Annotated in this window: 15 protein-coding genes; 5 read left to right on the forward strand and 10 right to left on the reverse strand. The window is 73.8% G+C overall.

The genetic code is table 11. The features are described 5' to 3' along the window. Positions 1-773: 773 nt before the first annotated feature. The 8 genes from ACFO4E_RS17015 to ACFO4E_RS17050 all read right to left on the reverse strand — a co-directional run bounded on the left by ACFO4E_RS17015 (position 774) and on the right by ACFO4E_RS17050 (position 13,931). Complete coding sequence (locus tag ACFO4E_RS17015; RefSeq protein WP_378575993.1) at positions 774-1,541, reverse strand: hypothetical protein; 768 nt, start codon at positions 1,539-1,541, stop codon at positions 774-776. Between the two features lie 549 nt (positions 1,542-2,090). Continuing rightward, positions 2,091-6,875: a ThuA domain-containing protein gene (locus ACFO4E_RS17020; protein WP_378575995.1), complete on the reverse strand. Its 4,785-nt coding sequence runs from the start codon at positions 6,873-6,875 to the stop codon at positions 2,091-2,093. A gap of 135 nt (positions 6,876-7,010) precedes the next feature. Beyond that, positions 7,011-7,877 carry a sugar phosphate isomerase/epimerase family protein gene (locus tag ACFO4E_RS17025; RefSeq protein WP_378575997.1) on the reverse strand — a complete coding sequence of 289 codons (867 nt, stop codon included), beginning with the start codon at positions 7,875-7,877 and terminating at the stop codon, positions 7,011-7,013. Next, positions 7,877-9,082: a substrate-binding domain-containing protein gene (locus ACFO4E_RS17030; protein WP_378575999.1), complete on the reverse strand. Its 1,206-nt coding sequence runs from the start codon at positions 9,080-9,082 to the stop codon at positions 7,877-7,879. The genes ACFO4E_RS17025 and ACFO4E_RS17030 overlap by 1 nt, the downstream gene beginning before the upstream one ends. A 13-nt stretch (positions 9,083-9,095) precedes the next feature. Beyond that, positions 9,096-10,169, reverse strand: coding sequence for an ABC transporter permease (locus ACFO4E_RS17035; protein ID WP_378576001.1), 1,074 nt, complete (start codon positions 10,167-10,169; stop codon positions 9,096-9,098). Then, complete coding sequence (locus ACFO4E_RS17040; RefSeq protein ID WP_378576003.1) at positions 10,166-11,281, reverse strand: ABC transporter permease; 1,116 nt, start codon at positions 11,279-11,281, stop codon at positions 10,166-10,168. Before ACFO4E_RS17040 ends, ACFO4E_RS17035 begins: the two co-directional genes overlap by 4 nt. Then, entirely contained in the window at positions 11,278-12,813 is a 1,536-nt protein-coding gene (locus ACFO4E_RS17045) for a sugar ABC transporter ATP-binding protein (protein WP_378576005.1), read from the reverse strand. Before ACFO4E_RS17045 ends, ACFO4E_RS17040 begins: the two co-directional genes overlap by 4 nt. Next, complete coding sequence (locus ACFO4E_RS17050; protein ID WP_378576094.1) at positions 12,792-13,931, reverse strand: Gfo/Idh/MocA family protein; 1,140 nt, start codon at positions 13,929-13,931, stop codon at positions 12,792-12,794. The genes ACFO4E_RS17045 and ACFO4E_RS17050 overlap by 22 nt, the downstream gene beginning before the upstream one ends. Before the next feature lie 114 nt (positions 13,932-14,045). Here ACFO4E_RS17050 and ACFO4E_RS17055 point away from each other — a divergent pair, with 114 nt between their 5' ends. Then, positions 14,046-15,281: an ROK family transcriptional regulator gene (locus tag ACFO4E_RS17055; RefSeq protein WP_378576007.1), complete on the forward strand. Its 1,236-nt coding sequence runs from the start codon at positions 14,046-14,048 to the stop codon at positions 15,279-15,281. A gap of 28 nt (positions 15,282-15,309) precedes the next feature. Here the strand turns inward: ACFO4E_RS17055 and ACFO4E_RS17060 are convergent, their stop codons facing one another. After that, positions 15,310-16,014, reverse strand: a complete 705-nt coding sequence (locus tag ACFO4E_RS17060; RefSeq protein ID WP_378576008.1) for a DUF6069 family protein — start codon at positions 16,012-16,014, stop codon at positions 15,310-15,312. 58 nt (positions 16,015-16,072) lie between these two features. After that, complete coding sequence (locus ACFO4E_RS17065) at positions 16,073-17,386, reverse strand: aminotransferase class I/II-fold pyridoxal phosphate-dependent enzyme (RefSeq protein ID WP_378576010.1); 1,314 nt, start codon at positions 17,384-17,386, stop codon at positions 16,073-16,075. 413 nt (positions 17,387-17,799) lie between these two features. Between ACFO4E_RS17065 and ACFO4E_RS17070 the strand changes: the two genes are divergently transcribed. The 4 genes from ACFO4E_RS17070 to ACFO4E_RS17085 all read left to right on the forward strand — a co-directional run bounded on the left by ACFO4E_RS17070 (position 17,800) and on the right by ACFO4E_RS17085 (position 22,580). Next, positions 17,800-19,455 carry a glycine/sarcosine N-methyltransferase gene (locus ACFO4E_RS17070; RefSeq protein ID WP_378576011.1) on the forward strand — a complete coding sequence of 552 codons (1,656 nt, stop codon included), beginning with the start codon at positions 17,800-17,802 and terminating at the stop codon, positions 19,453-19,455. Positions 19,456-19,594: 139 nt separating this feature from the next. After that, positions 19,595-20,497 carry a universal stress protein gene (locus tag ACFO4E_RS17075; RefSeq protein ID WP_378576013.1) on the forward strand — a complete coding sequence of 301 codons (903 nt, stop codon included), beginning with the start codon at positions 19,595-19,597 and terminating at the stop codon, positions 20,495-20,497. Between the two features lie 73 nt (positions 20,498-20,570). Beyond that, positions 20,571-21,383: a dioxygenase family protein gene (locus ACFO4E_RS17080; protein WP_378576015.1), complete on the forward strand. Its 813-nt coding sequence runs from the start codon at positions 20,571-20,573 to the stop codon at positions 21,381-21,383. Positions 21,384-21,422: 39 nt separating this feature from the next. Next, complete coding sequence (locus ACFO4E_RS17085) at positions 21,423-22,580, forward strand: anhydro-N-acetylmuramic acid kinase (protein ID WP_378576017.1); 1,158 nt, start codon at positions 21,423-21,425, stop codon at positions 22,578-22,580. The last annotated feature ends 2 nt before the right edge of the window (positions 22,581-22,582 follow it).

The following is a 22,582-nucleotide window of genomic DNA, read 5'->3' on the forward strand; positions in this document are numbered from 1 at the left end:
GCAGCCCTGATCGATCGCGCCGGCCCCCGGACGGGCCGCCCGGACCCGGTCCCCCCGAGCCCGCGCCCCGTCCCCGGACCAGGCGACCCGGCGGCCCGCCTCCTGCGGGGCGGACGGGCCGGCTACCGGCGCAACGGCGCCGGACGGCGCCGTGTGCGGCGCGCGCCCCGACACGTGCGGCGGCTCGTCGCGCGGTCGCCGGAAGCCCGGCCCGCCGCTGCGGCGGCGCTCCGGCGAGATCGGCGGAGTCCTCTCGCCGTCTCGCGCCCGCGCGCGATCCGCCGGACCCCACGCGTCCGTGGCGGTGCGCGGCGCGGCACCCGCGGGGCCGGGCCCGCGGCCCCTGGCGAGGACGGCGGTGTGCCGCTGCCGGTGCGCGGCGCGGCGCCGCCGCGCGGAAGCCGGGGCGGCGCGGGCGCGGGGTGGCACGCCGGTGCCGCCCGCGCCGGTGGAAGCGGCGGTATGCGCGGGGTCGTTCGGGCCGGCTCGCGGTGTGGGGGGCGGTGCCGGATGCGGGGGAGCCGCGCTCGCAGCGGTGTGCGGCAGGGCGGTGGTCGTGTTCTCGCTGTTCGTGTGTGCGATGCCGGCCGCGACACGTGGCGGCGTGGGGGGCGCGGTCGGCCGTGCGGCGCCCTGGGTGCGGGTGCGGCCTCGGGGGGCGTCCGCTGCGGCACGCGAGGACGTGGTGCGGGCCTCCGCCGGCTCCGGGGATGGGCGGGCGCGGCCGTGTCCGGGTGCGGTGCCGCCGGGTCTGGGCGGGTGGGCAGTGGGGGTCATGAGGTCGGCTCCTCCCGTGCGTCGGTGCCCTCGGGGGCGGAGTCGGGGATGAGCGCCTCGCTGCCCGGCTGGGCGGGCAGGAAGATGTGCACGTGCCCGTGGCCCGCCTCGACGGCGACGACGTCGAGCTGGGTCGCGGCCACCGACCACGCGCGCACCGCCTGGGTGCGCAGGTCGGCGGCGAGCTCCAGCAGCCGGTCGCGCTGGTCCCCGTCGGCCGCCTCCGCGCTCTGGTAGACCTCCACCGAGGACGCCAGCAGCTCGACCGCGCTGCGCAGACCGCCTCGGGCGACGTTGTGGCCGGTGTCGCCGGACGGCGAGGTCGCGAAGCCGGCGGCAACGTCGTCGACGGTCGAGCGCCAGTCCGCCACCTCGTCGCCCCCGGGACCGTCCGAGGGAGGCGCCCCCTCGGCGGGCAGGGCCGTGTCGAGTCCTTCGAGCACCGGGACCAGGTCGTCGTGGGCCGTGCGGGTCTGGTCGATCAACTCGCCGATCTGCGTCACGTTCTGCGCGTCCTCCGACGCCTCCAGTTCGGCGACGCGTTCGGGGTCGGGGCCCGGTGGCGGTTCGCGGGTCAGCACGATCGCCGCGACGACGCCGCCGGCGACGACCAGGCACCCCAGCACGGCGGTCGCCGCGCGCCACGCACCCGGCCCCCGGCCCGGCGGCGCGGCCTTGCCGGTCCCGCCGCCCCCGCCGGAGCCGCTCGCCTTGGCGGACCTGCCCGCTTTGGCGGACGCCTTCGCCTTGGCGGGCCCGTTCACTTTGTCGGATCCGCCTCCTCCGCCGCCGCGCGAGCCTGGTGAGCCGGTCGCGCCGGAGCCTGATCCGGTCTGCCCGGGGCGCCGGCCGGGTGTGCGCGTCTTCTCCGGTCCGCCGGCCGCTCCACCGGCCTCTCCACCGGTCGGTCCGGTCGGACCGGTCGGCGTTGTGCCGGTCTCCGTTGATCGAGCTCCCATCTCGCCACCCCTCTCCGTGCGGCCGGGCCGCACCACGGCGCCGCCTTCCGGCGGATCGACCTGCCTGTCCTGCCACCGGTCACCGCTCCCGGCGGGGCATCGCCCGCCGTACCGGTCACCGGTCACCGGGCCGCCGTCCCCCTCTCATTCGCTCCGGAGACCTCCGGCCCTGGCGCCCATCGATTTGCGTTCGTTCGGTCACGCTCTGTCGTTGCGATCGTGTTGACCAGCTGCTACTCGTCGTGGGCGGCTTGTCGTCGGGTCGGGTCGGGTCGGGTCGGTCGGTCCCTCCCGCCCGCCCCGAAGGGCGGGCGGGAGGGTGAGGGGAGCCCGCCGCCGCGGGCTCCCGGTCTGTTACAGGTCGGACCTCAGGGCTTCGGACACGGCCAGGAGCATCGACCGGGCGGCGTCGTCACCGACGCCCTCCGCCGCCGTGTCGAACCGGTCCAGGGCCCGGCGGGCCTGGGATTCCCGTCCGTGCTCGGCGAAGCGCTCGGCGGTCTCCAGGTGGAGGTGGAGCCGTGCCGCCTGGCCGCGGCTCAGCACCCGTTCCTCGCGGTAGTCGTCGATGATCTCGCCGGCCTCCTCGTAGGTCACCGTGATCTCGAAGGCCGCCGCGGCCTCCGCGGTGTTGCCCGCGGTGTCGGCGGCCTGGGCGGTCAGCGTGTGCTCACCGGGTTCCAGGCCCTCAAGCGACGCGGGGGACTCGATCTCCTCTCCGTCGAGCGCGAGCGTCACCGACGCGACGCCCGATGTCCGGTCCTGTGCCGACGCCTCGACGTCGAGTGCGTCGCGCACGCTGTAGGCGCCGCCGTCGTCCACACCGGTGACGGCGACCTCGGGTGCGGACGTGTCGACCCGCAGCTCCAGCGAGCCCGTCTCGGAGGTGCCCGCGTCGTTGGCGGCGCGGTACTCCAGGGTGTGCTCGCCGTCCTGGTCGACGGTGACCGGCGCGTCGTAGCCCGTCCACGCGCCGTCTCCGAGGCGGTACTCGATCGCGGCCTCGGGGTCGTCGGCCTCCAGCGCCACGGTGACCGGCGAGGTGTACCAGCCCTCCGCGCCGTCCGGCTCGCCCGGGTCGGCCGTCGCCGTGACGGTCGGGACCTCCCCTTCGGGCCCGCTGTCGAGCCGGAAGCCGGAGAACTCGGCGCGGGCCGTCTCCTCCGTGGAGTGGGCGGTCACCGCCATGCCGATGTCCAATCGCTCCGGCGCCGCGACCGTCGCCTCCTCGACCGCCGTGAACTCCTCGCCGTCGGTCGAGTAGGACCCGGTGAAGGTGTCGCCGTCGCGCTCCAGCCGCAGCCACAGCGGACGCTCGGCGTCGGCCGCGCCGAACTGCGACGACTCCAGCCGGCCGTCGCCGTCGGCGTCCCACAGCATCTCCGGCCCGTCGCCGCCGGTCGTGGTCACGGCCACGTATCCCGGCGACTCCCCGGGCAGGGTCATGTCCTCGCGGACGATGATCCCCGCCTTGGCGCGCGGGTGTGCCGCGTCGAGCGCGTCCACCCGCACCGTCGCGGTGAACGACCCGCCCGCCGCGCCGGGCTGGAAGACGGCCCCGTACTCGTCGGTGGCCTGCCACATGTCGGCGCCGTCGGACTCGATGGTGAAGGCGTCGTCGCCGTACTGCGCGAACTCCGCCTCGCCGGTCGCGTGGGTCGTCCAGGGCGGGCGCACGTCGTCGCCGCCGACGACGATGGCCGCCCGCCGCGAGTCCCGGGTGGCCCCGGTGTCGCTCGTGGCGCGCGCCCGGATCTCGTGGCGGCCGTCGGGGGCGTCCCAGGACAGCTCGTAGGGCGCCTCCGTGACCTCGCCGATCACCGTCGATCCGGAGAGGAACTCGACCTTCTCGATCTCGTTCAGTTCATCGGTGGCCTCGGCGGCCAGTTCGACCGTGGCCCCGCTCTCGTAGGCGGCTCCGTTCTCCGGCGAGGTCAGGGTGACCCGGGGCCGGCTGTCGACCGCGACGCCGCGGCCGCCGAACTCGATGAAATTGAGGGTGAACAGGTCGGCGCCGGACCCGGTGAACACCAGGTACAGGTCGACGGTCCGCCCGGGGTCGGTGACGTCCACCGTCACGTCGTCCCAGGTCTGCCACCCGCCGGTGGGCTCCACATCGGCGGTGCCCAGCAGTTCGCCGTCGGGGGCGTCCGCGCGGACCTCGATCGACCCGCCCGCGCCGCCGGAGGCGACCCGGAAGGTGAGGTCGTCGATCCCGCTGAGGCTCATCGGCGCGTAGGCGACGTGGTCGCCGTCGTCGATGCCCGCCAGGTGCAGCCCGCCGCCCTCGATGTCGGTGGTCGGCGCGGTGCTCACGCCCTCGGCCGCGCTGTAGTGCTCGGCCTGCTTGACCTTGGGCTGGAGCATGGCCTCGGCGCGGCCGGTCAGCGGTGCGACCGCGCCGTCCGCCCCGCCGCTGTCCGCGTACTCGGCTGCGATCACGTAGTAGAGGTTCGCCTCGGCGCCGTGCCCGTCGTCGGCGAGCGTGGGCACCGTGGCCTCGCAGCCCGAGAACTGGTCGACCAGGTGGGCGTGCTCGTCGTGCCCGAGGGACGCGGTGATGGTGACGTCCGCGCAGTCGATGCCGCCGTCGGCGGTCGACCCCTCCTCGGCGTCGGTCACGGTGACCTCGGCCTCCACCTCGTCGCCGAATTCGAACAGCCCGCCGTCGGGCGGCAGCGAGATCTCCACTTCGGGCCGGGTGTTGCCGACCGACACCCCGACGTTGGCGGTCGAGGTGAGCCCCGCGGAGTCGGTGGCGGTGAGCTGGGCGGTGTAGTTTCCGGCCTCGGTGTAGGTGTGCACCGGGTCGGCTTCGGTCGACGTGGAGCCGTCGCCGAAGTCCCAGCTCAGCTCGATGTTCTCGCCGGGGTCGGGGTGGTGGCTGCCGTCGGAGGAGAACCGCACCTCCAACGGCGCGCCGCCGCTGTCGGGGTCGGCGGAGGCGACCGCGACCGGGTACTTCACCCCGCCCGTGTAGTCGATGCGGTAGAGCCCGGAGTCGCCGCCGGTGCCGAAGCCCGCCCCCCATTCGAGCAGGTAGAGGGCGCCGTCCGGACCGAACTCCATGTCCATCGGCTGGTCGAACTCCATGTCGGGCACGAACGCCGTGACGTCGAGGACATCCCCCTCGTCGTCGAGGCCGACCTCCTTGATGTAGTTGCGGCCCCACTCGTAGAAGAGGTTCTTGCCGTCGAGGTAGGCGGGGAACTTGCGGGTCGACTCCAGGTCCGCGTCATAGCGGTACACGGGGCCGGCCGCCGGCGCCGCCGGCCCGGTGCCCAGCTCCGGCCAGTCCTCGGAGGGCCCGTAGCCGTAGTGGAAGCCCGGGGGCACCGACGGCGGAAGGTCGGTGAGGCCGGTGTTGTTGGGGGACTCGTTGACCGGCGCGTCGCAGTCGAAGGCGTCGCCGGAGACCCCGGTCGCGAAGTCGTAGTCGCGGTAGGGCAGGTTGGGCCCGTGGCAGTAGGGCCACCCGAAGTTGCCGGGCTCGCCGACGGCCATCCACTCCACCAGGCCCTCGGGGCCCCGGTCGGCGTCGGCCGCGTTCGCGTCGGGCCCGTAGTCGGCCACCAGCACGTCGCCGGAGGCGGGGTCGACGGAGAACCGGAAGGGGTTGCGGAAGCCCATGGCGTAGATCTCGGGCAGGGCCAGCTCGGGGTCGTAGGTGCCGCCGGGGAAGAGGTCGTTCCAGGCGCCGCCGTTGAACAGGTTGTCCTCGGGCACCGTGTAGGTGCCGTCGTCCTGCGGGGTGATGCGCAGGATCTTGCCGCGCAGGTCGGCGGTGTTGGCGGAGGTGCCCTGGGCGTCCCACGGCTCGCGGCCCGGTCGCTCGTCGATCGGGGAGTAGCCGTCGGAGGCGAACGGGTTGGTGTCGTCGCCCACGCCGATGTAGAGGTCGCCTTCAGGGCCGAACTCCAGGCCGCCGCCGGTGTGTCCGGGCTCGTTCACGCGCAGCGCCGGGATCTCCAGCAGCACCGACTCCGACTCCATGTCGAGCCGGGTGCCGTCGTCGGTGACCGTGAAGCGGGAGACCCGGTTGGCCATGTTCGCCGGATCGGTGTCGTCCCCGCTCGCGGGTGCGTAGTACAGGTACAGGTGCCCGTTATCGGCGAAGTCGGGATCGAGGGCGACCCCCACCAAGCCGTCCTCGCCGCCGGTGTAGACGTCGAGGGTCCCGATGGTGGAGCTGAGGTTGGTGGCGGGGTCGAACACCCGCACCTGGCCCTGCCGCTGCACGTAGACGACGCGCCCGTCGTCGGCGACCGCCAGCCCCATCGGGTCGTAGGTCTCGGTGTCCAGCGACACCTTCTCGTAGTTGTCCCAGACGGTGCCGCCGCAGTCGGACTCGACGACGCCCGCCGCGCTGCGCACGCCCCCGAGCAGGTGGTCGATGAACTCCGGCTCGCTGTAGGCGGCGGTGGGGTGGCCCATCGACGTCGCCCAGATCGGCGCGCCGCCGACGTCGCGGCACCAGGAGATGGGGTGGTCGTGGCCCATGGCGTCGGGGCCGGGGTCGTAGGTGGACTCGTCGGCGGTGACCAGCACCTGCACGTCGCCGCGCACGTTGACGTCGAAGTTGTACCACTCCTCCTCGCGCTCCCAGACGGCCGGCAGGCCCTGGGTGGAGGGGTGGACGCGGTCGGCGACCTTGGCGGTCCCGGGCAGCACCCCGGGGGAGTGGGTGGGCATGTGGGCGCCGGCGTTGACCAGGTCGTCCCACCACGGGAAGTCGTTCTCGATACCCATGTCGGTGGCGTTGTGCACGGCCGCGATCCCGCCGCCGCCCTCGACGTAGTCCTGGATCGCCTGGCGCTGGGCGTCGTCCTCCCAGACCATGCCGGAGGTCTGGAACATGATGACGACGTCGTAGGTCGCCAGGTCGGCGTCGTTGAAGACCGAGGAGTCCTCGGTGTGCTCGATGGCGAAGTCGTTGTCGGCGGCGAGCCGCTCGAACAGGGCGATGCCCGCGGGGATGGAGTCGTGCCGGTAGCCCGCCGTCTTGGTGAACAACAGGGCGCGGAACTCGGGCTCGTCGCCGGTGTCGGCGTTGGCGACGGCGGGGGCGAGGGCGAATAGGAGTAGGCAGGAGACGAGTACGGCGCCGAGTGATCGCAGGCGTCGCAAGCGTGCGCTCATGGAAGAAACCTCACCGGTCGTGAAAACGTCGGGAAAGGGTCATCCGTGCGGCGTGCCGGCGCCGACGGGCAGGCGGTCCCGGCGTGGGGCGCCGGTCCCGCCCGGGGGGAACCCGTGCGGATCACATGTCGGGCATCACCCGTCCTCCTGGTGGTGCAGTCGGCGCAGGAACGCGAGCCCGTCAACGGCGATCGCGTCCTGGGTCGGCGCGAGGGGGCGCCAGATGGACGCGGCCGTGGCGATGGCCGCGTTCTCCGCGGTGAAGGATTCGATCACCAGCGGGCCGGTGTACCCGCTGTCGTCCAGGGCCGCCAGGATGCCGGGCCAGTCCAGGTGGTCGGTGCCGGGCGCGCCCCGGTCGTTGGCGCACACCTGCACGTGCGCGATCCGGCCGGCGGCCCGCCGGATCGCGGCGGCGGGGTCGGTCTCCTCGATGTTCATGTGGTAGACGTCCAGGGCCAGGCCGCAGCCGTCGGCGGGCAGCCCGTCCAGGGCGGTGAGCGCCTGGTCGACCGTGTTGAGCAGGCTGGTCTCGTAGCGGTTGAGCGGTTCCACCGCCACCCGCACCCCCGCGGCCGAGGCGTGCTCGACCACGGGGGCCAGGTTCTCGGCCAGCTCCGCGTAGCAGTCCGCCCGCTGGGCGGGGGTCATGCGCCAGGTGCGGCCCACCGAGGCGTAGGCGGGGCCGGCGATGACCGGGGAGCCCACCTCGGCGGCGGCGTCGGCCACCCGGCGCAGGTAGTCGCGGGTGGCCGCCGCCGTCGCGGGGTCGGTGGCCACGAGTTCGCGTCCGGCGCCCATCACCAGGGTCACCGTCGCGGACAGGCCGAGCCCGTCGAGCAGCCGGGCCGCGCGCGCGGGCGTCCAGTCGCCGATGTCCTCCACGGGGAGCTCGACGGTGTCGAACCCCCAGTCGCGGATGCGCGGGGCCAGCCGCTCCAGCCCCGTGTCGGACAGCGGCGAGGTCCACACCCAGGTGTTGACGCCCAGCGCGCGCCGCATCAGCGGTCCTGCCAGGCTTCGGGGAACCCGGGCAGGTCCTCGCCGCCGAACTGGGCGTAGTGCAGGCTCGGCATGTCGGCGTTGCGCTCCAGGTACTCGTCGCGGTCGGCCTCGGTGATCGGGTTCTGCGGGAGCACCCACTCCTGGGGGACCTCCTCGCCGTCGAGGATCCGGTCGGCGGCGAGCACCGGTGTGCGCCACTGGAAGTTGGAGTACACCGGGGCGAGCGCCGTGATGTCCTCCTCCTGCCACTTGCGCATGAAGCTCAGCTCGTCCTCGCCCGAGAACACCGGGTAGGGCTGGCCGGCGTCCTCGAACGCCTCCAGGGCGGCGACGGCGCCGTCGCCGGCGTCCATCCAGATGCCGTCGACGTCGCCGCGCTGGAGGTGCTGGGTGACCAGGTCCTTGATCTGGGCGCCGTCGCCCTCGGTGAACTCGTAGCCCAGGACCTCCAGCTCGCTGTCGCCGAAGACCTCCTGGGCGGCCGCCCAGCGGTGCTCCAGCACGTCGACCCCGGGCAGGATGCGCAGTGCCAGGACGGTGGAGCCGGGCTCCAGCTCCTCGACCAGGAACTCCGCGGCGTCGGCCCCGTAGGCGTAGCCGCCGATGGGGTGGATGAAGGTGACGGCGCAGTCGGTGTTGACACCGCGGTCGAAGACGATGACCGGCGCCCCGCTCTCACAGGCCGCCTCCACCGCGGGGGTGAGGGTGGCGGTGGTGGACGGCGAGATGATGATCGCCGCGCAGTCGCCGGCGTCGACGAACGCCTGGATGTCGGAGATCTGCTGGTTGTCGTCGTCGGCGGCGTCGGAGACCCGGAACTCGCCGATGTCCCCGCTCTCCTGCAACGCCTCCACCTGCTGCTGCATGGTGATCCAGCCGGTGACCCGCCACGGGTTGGAGACCGAGGCGTTGGAGAAGCAGACGGTGGGCTCCTCGGCGGCGTCCCCCTCCAGCCGGTACTCGCTGGTGTCGACCATCTCCGGATCGATGGCCTGGAGCCAGGGCTGGTCCTCGGGGCCCTCGGGTTCGATGTCGCGCTGGGCGAGCTGGGTCTCGTACTCCTCGGCGTCGAACCAGTCCTGCTCCGGAGAGGCGCTTTCCTCCGGGGCGGAGGCATCGGTGGGGGCGTCGGTGGTGCACGCCGTCATGAGCAGCATGCTCACGGCGGCGCCTCCGGCAAGGGCGGCGCGGGGGATGCGCATCGTCTCGGACCTCCTAGCGGGTGCCGCCCGCGGGCGGCACCTCCGTCGGCTTGTCCGGCCCGGGGAGCGCGGGCTCCGCGGACCGGGGGGATCGGATGGGGCGCTCGCGGGCCGCGTAGGCGACCGCGGCGATGATGATGAGGCCCTGGACCGTCGGCTGGATCGTCGACGGCAGACTGAGCTGGTTGAACAGGGTGAACAGCGCCTCGACGGTGAGCGCGCCGGCCATCGCGGCGATGACGGTGCCGCGCCCGCCGCCCAGGACGACCCCGCCCAGCACCACGGCGGTGATCGCCGCGAACTCCAGGCCGTCGCCGACCTGGGCGGTGACCCCGGCGAATCCGCCGATGAGGATCCCGGCGAGGGTGGCCAGCAGGCTGGAGCCGACGAAGGCCAGGGTGCGCACGCGCCACACCCGCGCGCCCGAGAACGCGGCGGCGGTGTCGTTGTCGCCGGTGGCCACGAGCGTCCGCCCGAAGGGGGAGCGCATCAGCGCGACCACCGCGCCGCCGACGGCCAGCAGGATGAGCAGTGCCCACGGGAGCTGGCCGATGAAGGGCAGGTCCTCGATCCCGCCGCGGCCGGCGACCCGGAACTCGTCCGAGAGCGCGCCGGTGGGCGCGCCGCCGGTCCACAGCCGGATCGCCCCGTAGAGGACCAGCATGGTGCCGAGCGTGGTGATGATCGAGGGCACCTTCAGCAGGGTGGTGACCAGCCCGTTGACCAGGCCGACGGCGGCGCCGAAGGCGATCATCAGCAGCAGGACGGGCACCGTGCGCGACGCCTCGCCGTCGATGAGCGCCGCCGCCAGCACCACCTGCGCGCCCACGAGGGAGCCCACCGACAGGTCGAGCTCGCCGGAGACGATCACCAGGTACTGCCCGGCGGCGAGGATCACCAGGGGCGCGGCGGCCTTGACGAACGCGAGGAGGGACGGCGGCGCCGCGAAGGAGGGGTTGAGCGTGAAGATGATCGCGAAGATGAGGATGAGCAGCGCGAACACCGTGCCGCTGCCGCCTCCGGCGAGTCGGCCCACCAGGTCGCGCGCCGTGGCCCCGGGGCCCGTCCGAACGGCCGTGCCCGTCATGGCCGGCCCCCTTCCCGCGCCGTTTCCAGTGTGGCCGGCCGCTCCGCGTCCGGGCCGGTCTCCGGTTCCGGGCCCGGCGGTCCCGCGGTGCCGACGCCGGCGCCGCCGCCTCCGGCGAACCGGGGCCGGCTGAGCGGGCGGGCGAACTGCCGGCGGGCGTAGATGGCGACCGCGGCGATGACGATGACGCCGCGCAGGACGTCCTTGAAGAACGGGTCGACGGCCAGGATGTTGAAGAGGGTGTCGAGCACCGCGAGGATCAGCACCCCGGCGACCGTGCCGGCCACGCCCCCGCTCCCGCCCATCAGGTAGGTGCCGCCGAGGACGACCGCGGCGATCGACTCCAGGTCGTAGCCGGAGGAGTAGACCAGGCTGCTGCCGGTGCCGAAGCGGGACGCGATGAGCAGCCCCGCCACCCCGGCCGCCATCGAGCACAGCACGTGGGCGGTCACGACCGGCCGGTCCACCCGGATCCCCGACATCCGCGCGACGTCGGCGTCGCCGCCCACGGCGTAGATGTGGTATCCGGTCCGCGTCTTGCGCAGGAACAGGATGGCCGCGACCGCCACCGCGAGCATCACCGCGGTCGACAGCGGCACGAAGCCGATGCGCGTGTAGCCGAACGCCTGGAACGCCGCGGGGACCTCGCCCGTGGGCCCGGCGTACTGCGTGTCGAGGTAGCCCTTGATGACCAGGCCCATGCCCAGGGTCGCGATGAACGCGTTCACCTTGAGCTTGGTGACGATCAGCCCGTTGGCCAGGCCGATCAGCCCCGACACCAGGAGGACCGCGGCGATGCCCAACCCGATGCGCGCCGGGTCGCCGGCCATCGTGGTGGCGGCGACGATGCTGCACAGGGCCATGACGTAGCCCACCGACAGGTCGAGCGACCGGCACAGGATGACCAGGGTCTGGCCGATCGCGACGAACCCCAGCAGGCTCGACCGGGTGAGCATGTCGACCGTGCTGGCCGTGCCCAGCAGGTTGTGCCCGCGGGTCGCGGCCAGGACGGCGCCGACGGCGACGATGAGCACCAGCGCCGCGTAGACCATGCCGGTGGTGCCGAGCCGCCGCGGGGCGCCGCGCAGCCGCGCCGTGATGCCCGCGCTCATGAGGCCGCCCTCCTCGCGCCGCTGTGGTGACCGGTGGCCAGCGCCATGACGTCCTCCTCGCCCGCGCCGCCGGGCAGTTCCCCGGCGATGCGGCCGTCGTGGAGCACCACGACGCGGTCGGCGAGGCCGATCACTTCGGGCAGCTCCGATGAGATGAGCAGGATCGCCACACCGGCCTTGGCGAGGTCGCGGATGAGCGTGTACACCGCCCGTTTCGCGCCGACGTCGATACCGCGCGTCGGCTCGTCGAGCACCATGACGGCGGGGTCGGTGGCCAGCCACTTGGCGAGCACGACCTTCTGCTGGTTGCCGCCGGACAGGAAGCGGACCTCTTGGCCGGTGTCGCGGGCGACGAGCTCCAGCGAGCTGAAGAACCCGGGCAGCCGGCGCGCGCCGGCCCGCGCGGCCGAGGGGCGGACCGCGTCGAGCACCATGCGCCCGTTGGCGAGCACGGACTGGTTGAGCGCGAGCCCTTCGGCCTTGCGGTCCTCGGTGACCAGCGCGATGCGGGAGCGCACCGCCTGGTTGGGGGAGCGCAGCCGTACCCGCCGGCCGTCGACCCGCAGCTCGCCCCGGGTGAAGCGGTCGATCCCGAACAGGGCGTGGGCGAGCTCCGTCCGCCCGCTGCCCTGCAGGCCGGCCAGCCCCACGATCTCGCCGCCGCGCACGCGCAGCCCGATCCCGTCGAGCCGGTCGTTGCCGCCGCCGGTGACCTCCAGCCGCACCGGGCCGGGCGCGGTGCCCTCGACCGGGCCGGGGAACAGCGTGCTCACCGGCCGGCCCACCATCATCCGGATGAGGTCGTCGGAGGTGGTGGCCGCGGTGTCGACCGTTCCGACCCGCCGGCCGTCCTTGAGGACGGTGATCCGGTCGCACAGGTCGAAGATCTCCTTCAGCCGGTGCGAGACGTACAGCACGGCCACGCCCCGTTCGCGCAGCCGCCGGACGAGCCCGTAGAGCAGGTCCACCTCGTGGTCGGCCAGCGCGGCGGTGGGCTCGTCCATGGAGATGACGCGGGCGTCGTGCGACATCGCCTTGACGACCTCGACGATCTGCTGTTCGGCCACCGATAGCGAGCGCACCCGGGCGCCGGGGGACAGTCCGCCCAGGCCGAGGTCGTCGAGCAGCCGCGCGGTGTCCTCGGTCATCCGCCGGGCGTCGACCGCCCCGCGGCGGCGCGGCTCGCGGCCCAGGTACACGTTCTCGGCGACGGTGCGCTCCGCGAGCAGGTTGAACTCCTGGAAGACGGTGGAGACCCCCGCCTGCTGGGCCTGCACCGGGTGCGAGAAGGACACCGGGGAGCCCGAGAGCTCGACCGTGCCGGCGTCGGCCTGGTGGACCCCCGCCAGGATCTTCATCAGGGTGGACTTGCCGGCGCCGTTCTCGCCGACCAGGGCGTGCACCTCGCCCGGGCGCACCTCCAGGTCGACGCCGCTGAGCACGCGGACACCGAGGAACGACTTCCCGATGCCGCGCATGCGCAGCAGAGGGGCGTCGCCGGGCGCGCTGCTCACGCGGGGACCTCGACCCATGCGTTCTCGGCCGCGGCGGTCAGCACGGCCTCGGCCAGGTGTGCGGCGCGCAGGCCGTCGGTGAAGACCGGCAGGCCGTCGGGGGCGTCGCCCGCGATGGCGTCGCGGGTGTCGGCCACGAACGCGTCGAAGCAGTCCTGGTAGCCCTGCGCGTGGCCGGCCGGGACCCGGGCCAGCCGCCCGGCGGCGGGGCTGAGGGTGTCGGGGTCGCGCATGAGCAGTCCGCTCTGCTCGCGCCCGCCCTGCCAGAGCAGCTCGGGCTGCTCCTGGTCGAAGGAGAGCGTCATCTCGGTGCCGGAGACCTCCAGCAGCAGCCGGTTCTTGCGCCCCGCCGAGACCTGGCTGATGACCGCGGCGCCGACCACGCCGGCGCGGGTCTGGAACTGGAGGGTGACGACGTCCTCGGTGTCGACGGGCCGGCCGTCGCCCGAGCCGCGGCTGCCGTTGACGGTGGAGGTCTGCGCGGCCACGCGGGCGATGCGGTCGCCGGTGACGAACTCCAGCAGGTCGCACCAGTGCGAGCCGATGTCGCCGAAGGCGCGCGTGGGGCCGCCCAGATCCGGGTCGACCCGCCAGTTGTCGTCGCCGGGGCGCAGCAGCCAGTCCTGGAGGTAGCTGCCGTGGGCGAGGGTGAGCCGGCCCACCGCGCCCGAGCGGACCTTCTCCCGGGCCTCGCGGACCATCGGGTGGAACCGGTAGACGAAGGGGACGGTGGCGACGCGCCCGGCGTCGGCCGCCGCGGCGACCATGCGGGCGGCGGTGTCGGCGTCGGTGCTCAGCGGCTTCTCGCAGACGACGTGCTTGCCTTCGGCGATGGCGGCCAGGGAGAGCGGGGCGTGCAGGTGGTTGGGCGTGCAGACGTGCACGACATCGACGTCGTCGCTGGCGATGAGGGCGGCGGCGTCGGCGTAGGCGCGTTCGGCGCCCAGCGGGCCGAGTGCGGCCTCCGCCTTGTCGGGGGTTGACGCGGCGACACCGACCACCCGGCCGCCGGACACCCGGATGGCCCGGGCGTGGACCCGTCCCATGAACCCGGTGCCGATGACCGCGGCGCGGTAGCCGCCCCGCTGCGCGGCACCGGGGTCCGGGGGCGCGCTCGGTTCTGTGATGTGACTCACTGCCATGGTGGGAAGGTAAACGGGACTTATGACGAACGTCAAGCAGAAGATGCGACGCAGAGTAGAAATAGCTGGTCGACGTATCTGAAATAGTTCCTGTGATTCACTGGTCGGGTGACAGAAGACGCGCTGATCCCCGCAGGAGCGCTGAGCTCCACCCCCGGACAGGTCTCCCCCGGTGCCGCCCCCGCGGCCCCCGGTGCCGGCACACTGCTGCGGCTGCTGCGCGACGGACGGCCGCGCACCCGGTCCGAGCTCGCGGGGATCACCGGGCTCGCGCGTTCGACCGTCACCCAGCGCATCGACGCCCTGCTCGCAGGGGGCCTCATCGGGCCGGCGGGCGAGGCCGCCTCCACCGGTGGCCGCCCGCCCACGACGTTCGCGTTCGTCCCCTCGGCCCGCGTGGTCCTGGCCGCCGACCTCGGCGCCACGGCCGCGCGGTTGGCCCTGACCGACATGGCCGGGGAGGTCCTCGCCGAGACCCGCGACCACCTCGACATCGCCGACGGCCCCGTGGCCGGGCTGGACTGGGTCATCGACCACGGGCGGATGCTGCTGCACCGCGCCGGGCGCTCCGAGCACGACGTCCTCGGCGTGGGCATCGGCCTGCCCGGCCCCGTCTCACACTCCACGGGGCGCGCGGTCAACCCGCCGATCATGCCGGGCTGGGACGGCTTCGACGTGCCCGGCTACATCGAGGAGCGCTTCGCCGGCCCGGTCCTGGTCGACAACGACGTCAACATCATGGCCCTGGGCGAGCACTTCGCGCGGTGGCGCGACGCCAGCCACCTGATGTTCGTCAAGGTCGCCACCGGGATCGGCTGCGGCATCATCAGCGACGGCGGCGTCTACCGCGGCGCCAAGGGCGCCGCCGGCGACATGGGCCACATCCAGGTCCCCCACGGCGCCGGGCACCCCTGCCGGTGCGGCAACACCGGCTGCCTGGAGGCGGTGGCCAGCGGCGCCGCGATCGCGGCCGAGCTGGCCGGGCAGGGCATCGAGGCCCGCACGGCGCTGGACGTCGTCGAACTCGCCCGCTCCGGCTCGGTGGCCGCCCTGCTCTCCCTGCGCCAGGCCGGCCGCGACGTCGGTGAGGTGCTGGCGGCGTCGGTCAACATGCTCAACCCGTCGATCATCGTCATCGGCGGCTCCCTGGCGCTGGCCGGCGACCACCTGCTCGCCGGCGTGCGCGAGGTCATCTACCAGCGCTCGCTGCCCCTGGCGACCGAGGACCTGCGGATCGTCTCGTCGCAGATGGGCGAGCGCGCCGGCGTCATCGGCGCCGCCGTCATGGTGATCGAGTACGGCCTCAGCCCCGAGCGGATCGACGCGCTGGTCAGCGGCGGATGACCCCCGCGCGGCCGCCGTGGCGGCCGCGTCAGTCGTGCCCGCTCTGGGCCGTGGGGTCCGGGTAGTGGCGGCGCGGGGCGCCGCTCGTGTTCGCGGGGCCTCCGGCCGCGCCGCCGTCCGACGCGTCGCGGCGGCCGGCGTCGTAGGCCGGCCCGTCCTCCGGCGGGCCGCCGTCCGGGCCGTGGTCCCAGGCCGGCGTGTATCCGACATCGGGCAGCGCGCCCTCGGCGCGCAGCAGCGGCCGGGTGCCGCGCGGACGGCGCACGGCGCCGGCGCCGACCCCGCCCAGCAGCGACGTGATCACCAGGCCCGTGACGGCGTTGACGATGCCGGTGGCGATCTGGCCGCCCGCCGGCGCGTCCTGTGTGACCGGGCCGACCGCCGCCACCAGGGTCGCCAGCCCCACGATCCAGCCGAAGAACGTGGCCGGCCGCGGCGCCGTCAGCAGCAGCGCGTGCAGCAGCCCCGTGGCCGCCAGTGCCGCGACGGCGGCCATCAGCGCATAGCCGCCCACGACCACGCCGCCGAGGAGGCCGGCGTCGTGTGGCGCGAGGACCGGCACCCCCAGCACACCGCGGATCAGCAACATCCCCACCAGGGCGATCAGCCCGGCGACCACGGCCGTGGCCAGGCCCCCCGACCACAGCCGTGTGGTGTCGATCGGTCGCTCACTCTCGAATCCGCCCATGCCGGTACCCCCCGATACGGCGTAGAACGCGGTCGATGCCCCCATACCCGTAGTCACGGTACGTAATCGTCAAATCGCCCCAAGTCATATCGGAGGGCGGTTTTCAGACCGCGGGTCCCGCCGGCCGGGCGGCCGCCGCGATGTCGGCGGCCAGGCGGGGCATGTCGCCGGCCTCCAGCGCCGATACCGTCACCCGGATGCCCGGCGCGGACTCCAGGCGGAAGTTCCGGCCGGGGGCCACCGCCCACCCCCGGGCCAGCAGCGCGGCGACGGTCGCGGCCTCGTCGGCGACCGGCACCCACACGTTGACCCCGCTGCGCCCCCGGGCGGCGACCCCCGCCTCGGCGAGCCGGTCGATCAGGGCGCCGCGGCGCTCCCCGTAGCAGCGCGCCACCTCGCCCGGGACGATCCCGCCGTGCCGCCACACCTCCACGAACGCCTCTTGGAGGACGCGGCTGATCCAGCCGGTCCCCGCCTGGAGGAGCACCCGTACCCGGTCGACCGTCGAGGCGTCGCCGGCCACCATGGCCAGCCGCAGGTCGGGGCCGTACCCCTTGGCCACCGACCGCACCACCGCCCACCGCTCCGCGGCGCCGTGCACCCCATGGAACGGCTGCCCGGTGAACCCGAACCCGTGGTCGTCCTCGACCGTTAGCACATCGGGGTGGTGCGCGAGCGCGGCGCGCAGCAGGCCCGCGCGCTCGGCGGAGACGGCGGCCCCGGTGGGGTTCTGCGCACGGGAGGTCAGCACCACCGCGCGGGCGCCGGCGCGCAGCGCGGCGGTGAGCCCGCCGGGCTCCATGCCGTCGTCGTCGACCGGGACCCCCAGGCGCTTGAGTCCCAGGCCGGCGACCATGTCGTACAGCGCGGGCCAGCCGGGGTCCTCCACCGCGACGGCGTCCCCCGGGCGCAGCGAGGAGCGCAGCAGGCGCTCGATGCCGTCGAGCGCCCCCGCCGTGACCGTGAGGTCGTCGGCGGGGACGCCGTCGGCCGAGAAGACCTCGTGCGCGGCCTCCAGCAGCCCGGGGTCGACCGGCGGGTCGCCGTAGAGCGGGTGGTGCCCGCTGCGCCGCCGGGCGACGGCGGCCAGGGCGGCACCGAGATCGGGCAGCAGCCGGGGGTCGGGGTTGCCGTTGGCGGCGTCGCGGGTGCCCGGGGGGACGCGGCCGGCCTCGGTCTCGCGGGGCCGGCCGGCGGGCCGGCCGCGCACCCGCGTACCCCGGCGCCCCCCGGTCTCGACGAGGCCGCGGTCGCGCAGCAGCCGGTAGGCCGCGGCCACCGTGTTGGCGTTGACTCCGAGGTCCCCGGCGAGGTCGCGGATCGGCGGGAGCGCCGTTCCGGCGTGCAGGTCCCCTCGGGCGATCTCCCTCTCGATGCTGGCGGCGATCTCCTGGGAGCCGCGTCCACTGATGGCCATCCCCGCATTATCCAGCAGCGCGGCGCCGAGGCACACGCGCGCCGGTGCGGGCGGGCCGGGAGCGGCGGAGGGCGTCCCGGCGGCAGCGGCGGCGGTGTAGCACGGAGATGATTCACCATAATTTCGCTGTCGTGTCGAATAATTTCACGGTGCGCGTTGCGCAATGGGTTGCGCCATGCGATTCGATGCCGCCTTCAAGAATTGCTTCCGGGTGCGTCGGGGATGCCGGAGGCCCAGGTTCACGGTGCTCGAACGCGTTCTCGTGAAGATCGAATTTATGCGGTCTGACCTGCGAATACTCTGGAAATCACGAATCTTGCCCTTGTATTACCACGGGGGTCATGCTTTTCAATGTATATGCGCGAGGTTTCACCCTCGGCGTCGTGTGTGCACAGCGAGAGGGTGTTTCGAGTGTGAGGAGTCGATCTATCAACGGGCAGGATCAGCAGCGATTCGGGGATGACCCGCTCGCCGTTCGCGACACCGACCACTACAAAGCGGAATACGTCACCGGGTTCGTCGAGAAGTGGGACGAGCTGATCGACTGGAAGCGACGCTATGCCAGCGAGGGCCGCTTCTTCATCGAGCAGTTGAAGGCACGGGGGGTCCGCGAGGTCCTCGACGTCGCCACGGGCACGGGGTTCCACTCCGTGCGCCTGGTGGAAGAGGGGTTCGACACCGTCAGCGCGGACGGCAGCCCCGAGATGCTGGCCAAGGCGTTCGCCAACGGCCTCGATTTCGGCGGGCACATCCTGCGCGTCGTCCACGCCGACTGGCGCTGGCTGAACCGGGACGTCCACGGCACCTACGACGCCATCATCTGCCTGGGCAACTCGTTCACCCACCTGTTCGCCGAACGCGACCGGCGCAAGGCGCTGGCGGAGTTCTACGCGATGCTCAAGCACGACGGCGTGCTCATCCTGGACCAGCGCAACTACGACGCCCTCCTCGACGGCAAGTACGGCAACACCCACACGTACTACTACTGCGGGGAGGAGGTGTCGGCCGAGCCCGAGCACGTCGACGAGGGCCTGGCCCGGTTCGTCTACCGGTTCCCCGACGCCTCGGAGTACCACCTCAACATGTTCCCGCTGCGCAAGAACTACATGCGGCGGCTCATGCGCGAGGTCGGCTTCCAGAAGGTCGACACCTACGGCGACTTCCAGGAGACCTACCAGGGCGACGAGCCCGACTTCTTCATCCACATCGCCGAGAAGGCCTACCACCGCGACGACCAGCGCGCGGAGTCCTACTCCGCGGCCGTGCAGACCGCGCGCGACTACTACAACTCCAGCGACGCCGACACCTTCTACCACTCCATCTGGGGCGGCACCGACATCCACGTCGGGCTCTACCGCGGCCCCGACGACGACATCGCCGAGGCCAGCCGGCGCACGGTCGAGCGCATGGCGGGCAAGCTGCCGCTGACCGCCGACACCGCCGTGATCGACCTCGGGTCCGGGTACGGCGGATCGGCGCGCTACCTCGCGCGCACGTTCGGCTGCCGGGTCACCTGCCTGAACCTCAGCGAGGTCGAGAACGAGCGCAACCGGGAGCTGAACCGCGAAGCGCGCCTGGACCACCTGATCGAGGTGGTGGACGGGTCCTTCGAGGACATCCCCGCGCAGGACAACGGGTTCGACGTCGTGTGGTCGCAGGACGCCCTGCTCCACAGCGGGGACCGGACCCGGGTGCTCGAAGAGGCGAGCCGGGTGCTGCGCAGCGGCGGCCACTTCGTCTTCACCGACCCGATGGCCGCCGACGGCGCGCCCGCCGGGGCCCTGCGGCCGATCCTGGCGCGGCTGCACCTGGACAGCATGGGCACGCCCGCCTTCTACGACCGCGAGGCCGGCCGGCTGGGCCTGGCCAAGGTCGAGTTCGACGACCTCAGCGACCACCTGCCCACCCACTACGCCCGGATCCTGGCGGAGACCGAGCTGCGCGAGCACGCGCTGGCCGGGAGCATCAGCGACGGCTACCTGTCGCGGATGAAGACCGGCTTGCGCAACTGGGTCGAGGGCGGCGCCTCCGGCGCCCTGGCCTGGGGCATCCACCACTACCGCAGCTGACCCGCCGTTCGCATGGCCGCCGGCCCCGGCGCCGAGGTGCTCGGTGCCGGGGCCTTTTGCGCCGCGCGCGCCTGAAGCGGGCCTGTGCGGGTACTCATCCCCGCAACCGGAATCCGGGAGACGAGGAGGAGGCGCCGCTGTGAATGCGACACCGGAGGCCCGCTGGGTGGTGGTCGGGGTGGACGGCTCCGACTCCAGCCGCTACGCACTCGAATGGTCGGCCAATCAGGCGACGCTGGCGGGCCTGGGCGTGCGCATCGTGACCGCCGTCTGGCCGCGCGACGCCGAGGGGCCCTGGCGGGAGGTCATCGTCTACGACGACCAGCCGCAGCCGCGCCACCAGGACGCCCAGGCGCTCCTGGACTACGCGCGCGACTGGATCCTGCGGATCTTCCCCGAACTGCGGGTGGAGACCGAGCTCGCCGAGTCCCGCCCGGCCGAGTCCCTGCTCGACGCCGCGTCCCGGCCCGATGCGGCGGCCGTGGTGGTGGGATCGCGCGGGCTGGGCGGGCTGGCGAGCGCGTTCGTGGGGTCGGTCGGCGTGGAGCTGGCCGCCCATGCGCCGGTCCCCGTGGTCGTGCTGCCCAAGAAGCACGAGGAGGCGCACGGGGTGAAGGGGCGGGTCGTCGTCGGCGTGGACGGGTCGGAGCAGAGCAAGCGCGCGGTGGACTTCGCGTTCGCGCAGGCCGACAGGGTCGGCGCCGAACTCATCGCCGTCTGCGCCTGGCAGCCGATGGCGGCCTTCGCGTCGTCGATGGGGCCCGTGCCGCCCGAGGCGTTCGACGACGACGCCGTGGAGGCCGCCGCCCGCCGCACCGCCGAGGCGGAGGTCGCCGACGCCGCACGGCGCCACCCCGATGTCAGCGTCGACCCGCGCGCGGTGCGCGGACACCCGGTGGTGGCGCTGCTGGAGGCGGCCACCCCGGCCGACCTGGTCGTGGTGGGCTCGCGCGGGCGCGGCGGGTTCGCCGGCCTGCTCCTGGGCTCGGTCAGCCAGTCGGTGCTGCACGGGGCCCACGGCCCCGTCGCGATCGTCCACTGACGGCTCCCCTGAGGTAGTCTCTTTCTGGGAAATGATTTTCCAGAAAGAAATTCCTCGGGCGAGGGGAGCCCCCGTGAACCGCACCGCACACCAGGCACCGCAAGGCCGGGCGCCGGCGCCCGTGCTCTACTTCGGCCACGGGGCGCCGCCCCTGGCCGACGACCCCCTGTGGACCGGGCAGCTGTCCTCCTGGTCGCAGGGGCTCGGCCGGCCGCGGGCCGTGCTGATCGTGTCGGCCCACTGGGAGGCGGCGCCGGTGACCATCGGCGCCACCACGACCGTCCCGCTCACCTACGACTTCCAGGGCTTCCCCCGCCGCTACTACGAGGTCGCCTACCCCGCGCCCGGGGCGCCGGAGCTGGCCGCATCGGTGCGCGGCCTCCTCGGCGGCGGCCCGGTACCCGTGGCCGAGGCACCCGAACGGGGGCTCGACCACGGCGCCTACGTGCCCCTGAAGGAGATGTACCCCCGGGCCGACGTCCCGGTCCTGCAGATCTCCATGCCCACCCTCGACCCGCGGGAGTTGTTCGACCTCGGCCGCCGGCTCTCCCCGCTGCGCGACGAAGGCGTGCTGATCATGGGCAGCGGCTTCCTCACCCACAACCTCTCCCGCATCGACATGAAGCGGGGCACCGACGCGGCCGCACCCTCGTGGTCGGCGGAGTTCGACGACTGGGCGGCCCGCGCGGCGGAATCGGGCGACGTCGACGCGCTGCTCGACTGGCGCGAGAAGGGCCCGGCCGCCGAGATCGCCCACCCCCGCAGCGAGCACCTGGCGCCGCTGTTCGTCGCGCTGGGGGCGGCGCAGGCCGGCGGGGAGACCGCCCGCACCGTCATCGACGGCTTCTGGTTCGGCCTGGCCAAGCGCGCCTTCCAGTTCGGCTAAGGCGGGCGTGCGCACCCCGGGGCGGGGAAGGACTCCGGGATGATCGTGATCGGACTCTCCTCGGGAACATCGGTCGACGGCATCGACGTCGCCGTCGCCGACCTCCGGCTGGCGGGCGGCGACGTGGTGCTGGCCCCCATCGCCCACCGCGAGGTGCCCCATCCCCCCGCTCTGCGCGAGGACATCCTCGCCGCCCTGCCGCCCGCGCCCACCACCATGGCCGAGGTGTGCCGGCTCGACACCCTCATCGGCCAGGCGTTCGCGGACGCCGCCCGCGGCGCCATCGCCGACCTGTGCCCCGGGCGCGCCGCGGACCTCGTCGTCTCCCACGGCCAGACCGTCTACCACTGGATCGAGGACGGCCGCGCCCGCGGCACCCTGCAACTCGGCCAGCCCGCGTGGATCGCCGAGGCCACGGGCGTGCCGGTGGTCTCGGACGTCCGCGCCCGCGACGTCGCCGCCGGCGGCCAGGGCGCCCCGCTGGCCAGCACCTTCGACGTCCTCTGGCTGGCCGGCCGCGACGCCCCGGCCGCAGCCCTCAACATCGGGGGAATCGCCAACCTGACCGTCGTGGCGCCCGACCGCGACCCGCTGGCCTTCGACACCGGGCCCGGCAACGCCCTGCTCGACATCGCGGCGTCGCGGCTCGGCGCCGGCGCCGAGCGCATGGACCGCGACGGCCGGCGCGCCCTGCGCGGGCGGGTGCACGGGGGACTGCTCGCCCGGCTGCGCGAGGACCCCTACTACGCGCGCCCCGCACCGAAGTCCACCGGCAAGGAGGTGTTCCACGGCGGCTACCTGGACGCGGCGCTGGCCGGGCTCGACGTCGCCGAGGACGACGTGTTCGCCACCCTCGTCGAGCTCACGGCGACGACCATCGCCGACGCGTGCGCCCGCCACGGGGTGGCCGAGGTCGTCGCCTCGGGCGGCGGCCTGCGCAACCCCGCGCTCGTGGCGGCGCTGCGGTCGGCGCTCGGCCCCGCCCCGCTGCGCTTCTCCGACTCCCTCGGGATCGACCCCGATGCCAAGGAGGCGTACCTGTTCGCCCTGCTCGGCTTTCTCACCTGGAACGGCATCCCCGGGACCGTTGCGTCGTGCACCGGTGCCGCGCGCCCCACGCCCGTGGGCCGGATCAGCCCGCCGCAGCGGCCGCACCCGGGGCGCCTGCGGCTGCGGCTCGGCCCGGGAGCGGGCTGACG

It is taken from the genome of Nocardiopsis mangrovi, from assembly GCF_042653925.1.
GTDB lineage: Bacteria > Actinomycetota > Actinomycetes > Streptosporangiales > Streptosporangiaceae > Nocardiopsis_B > Nocardiopsis_B mangrovi.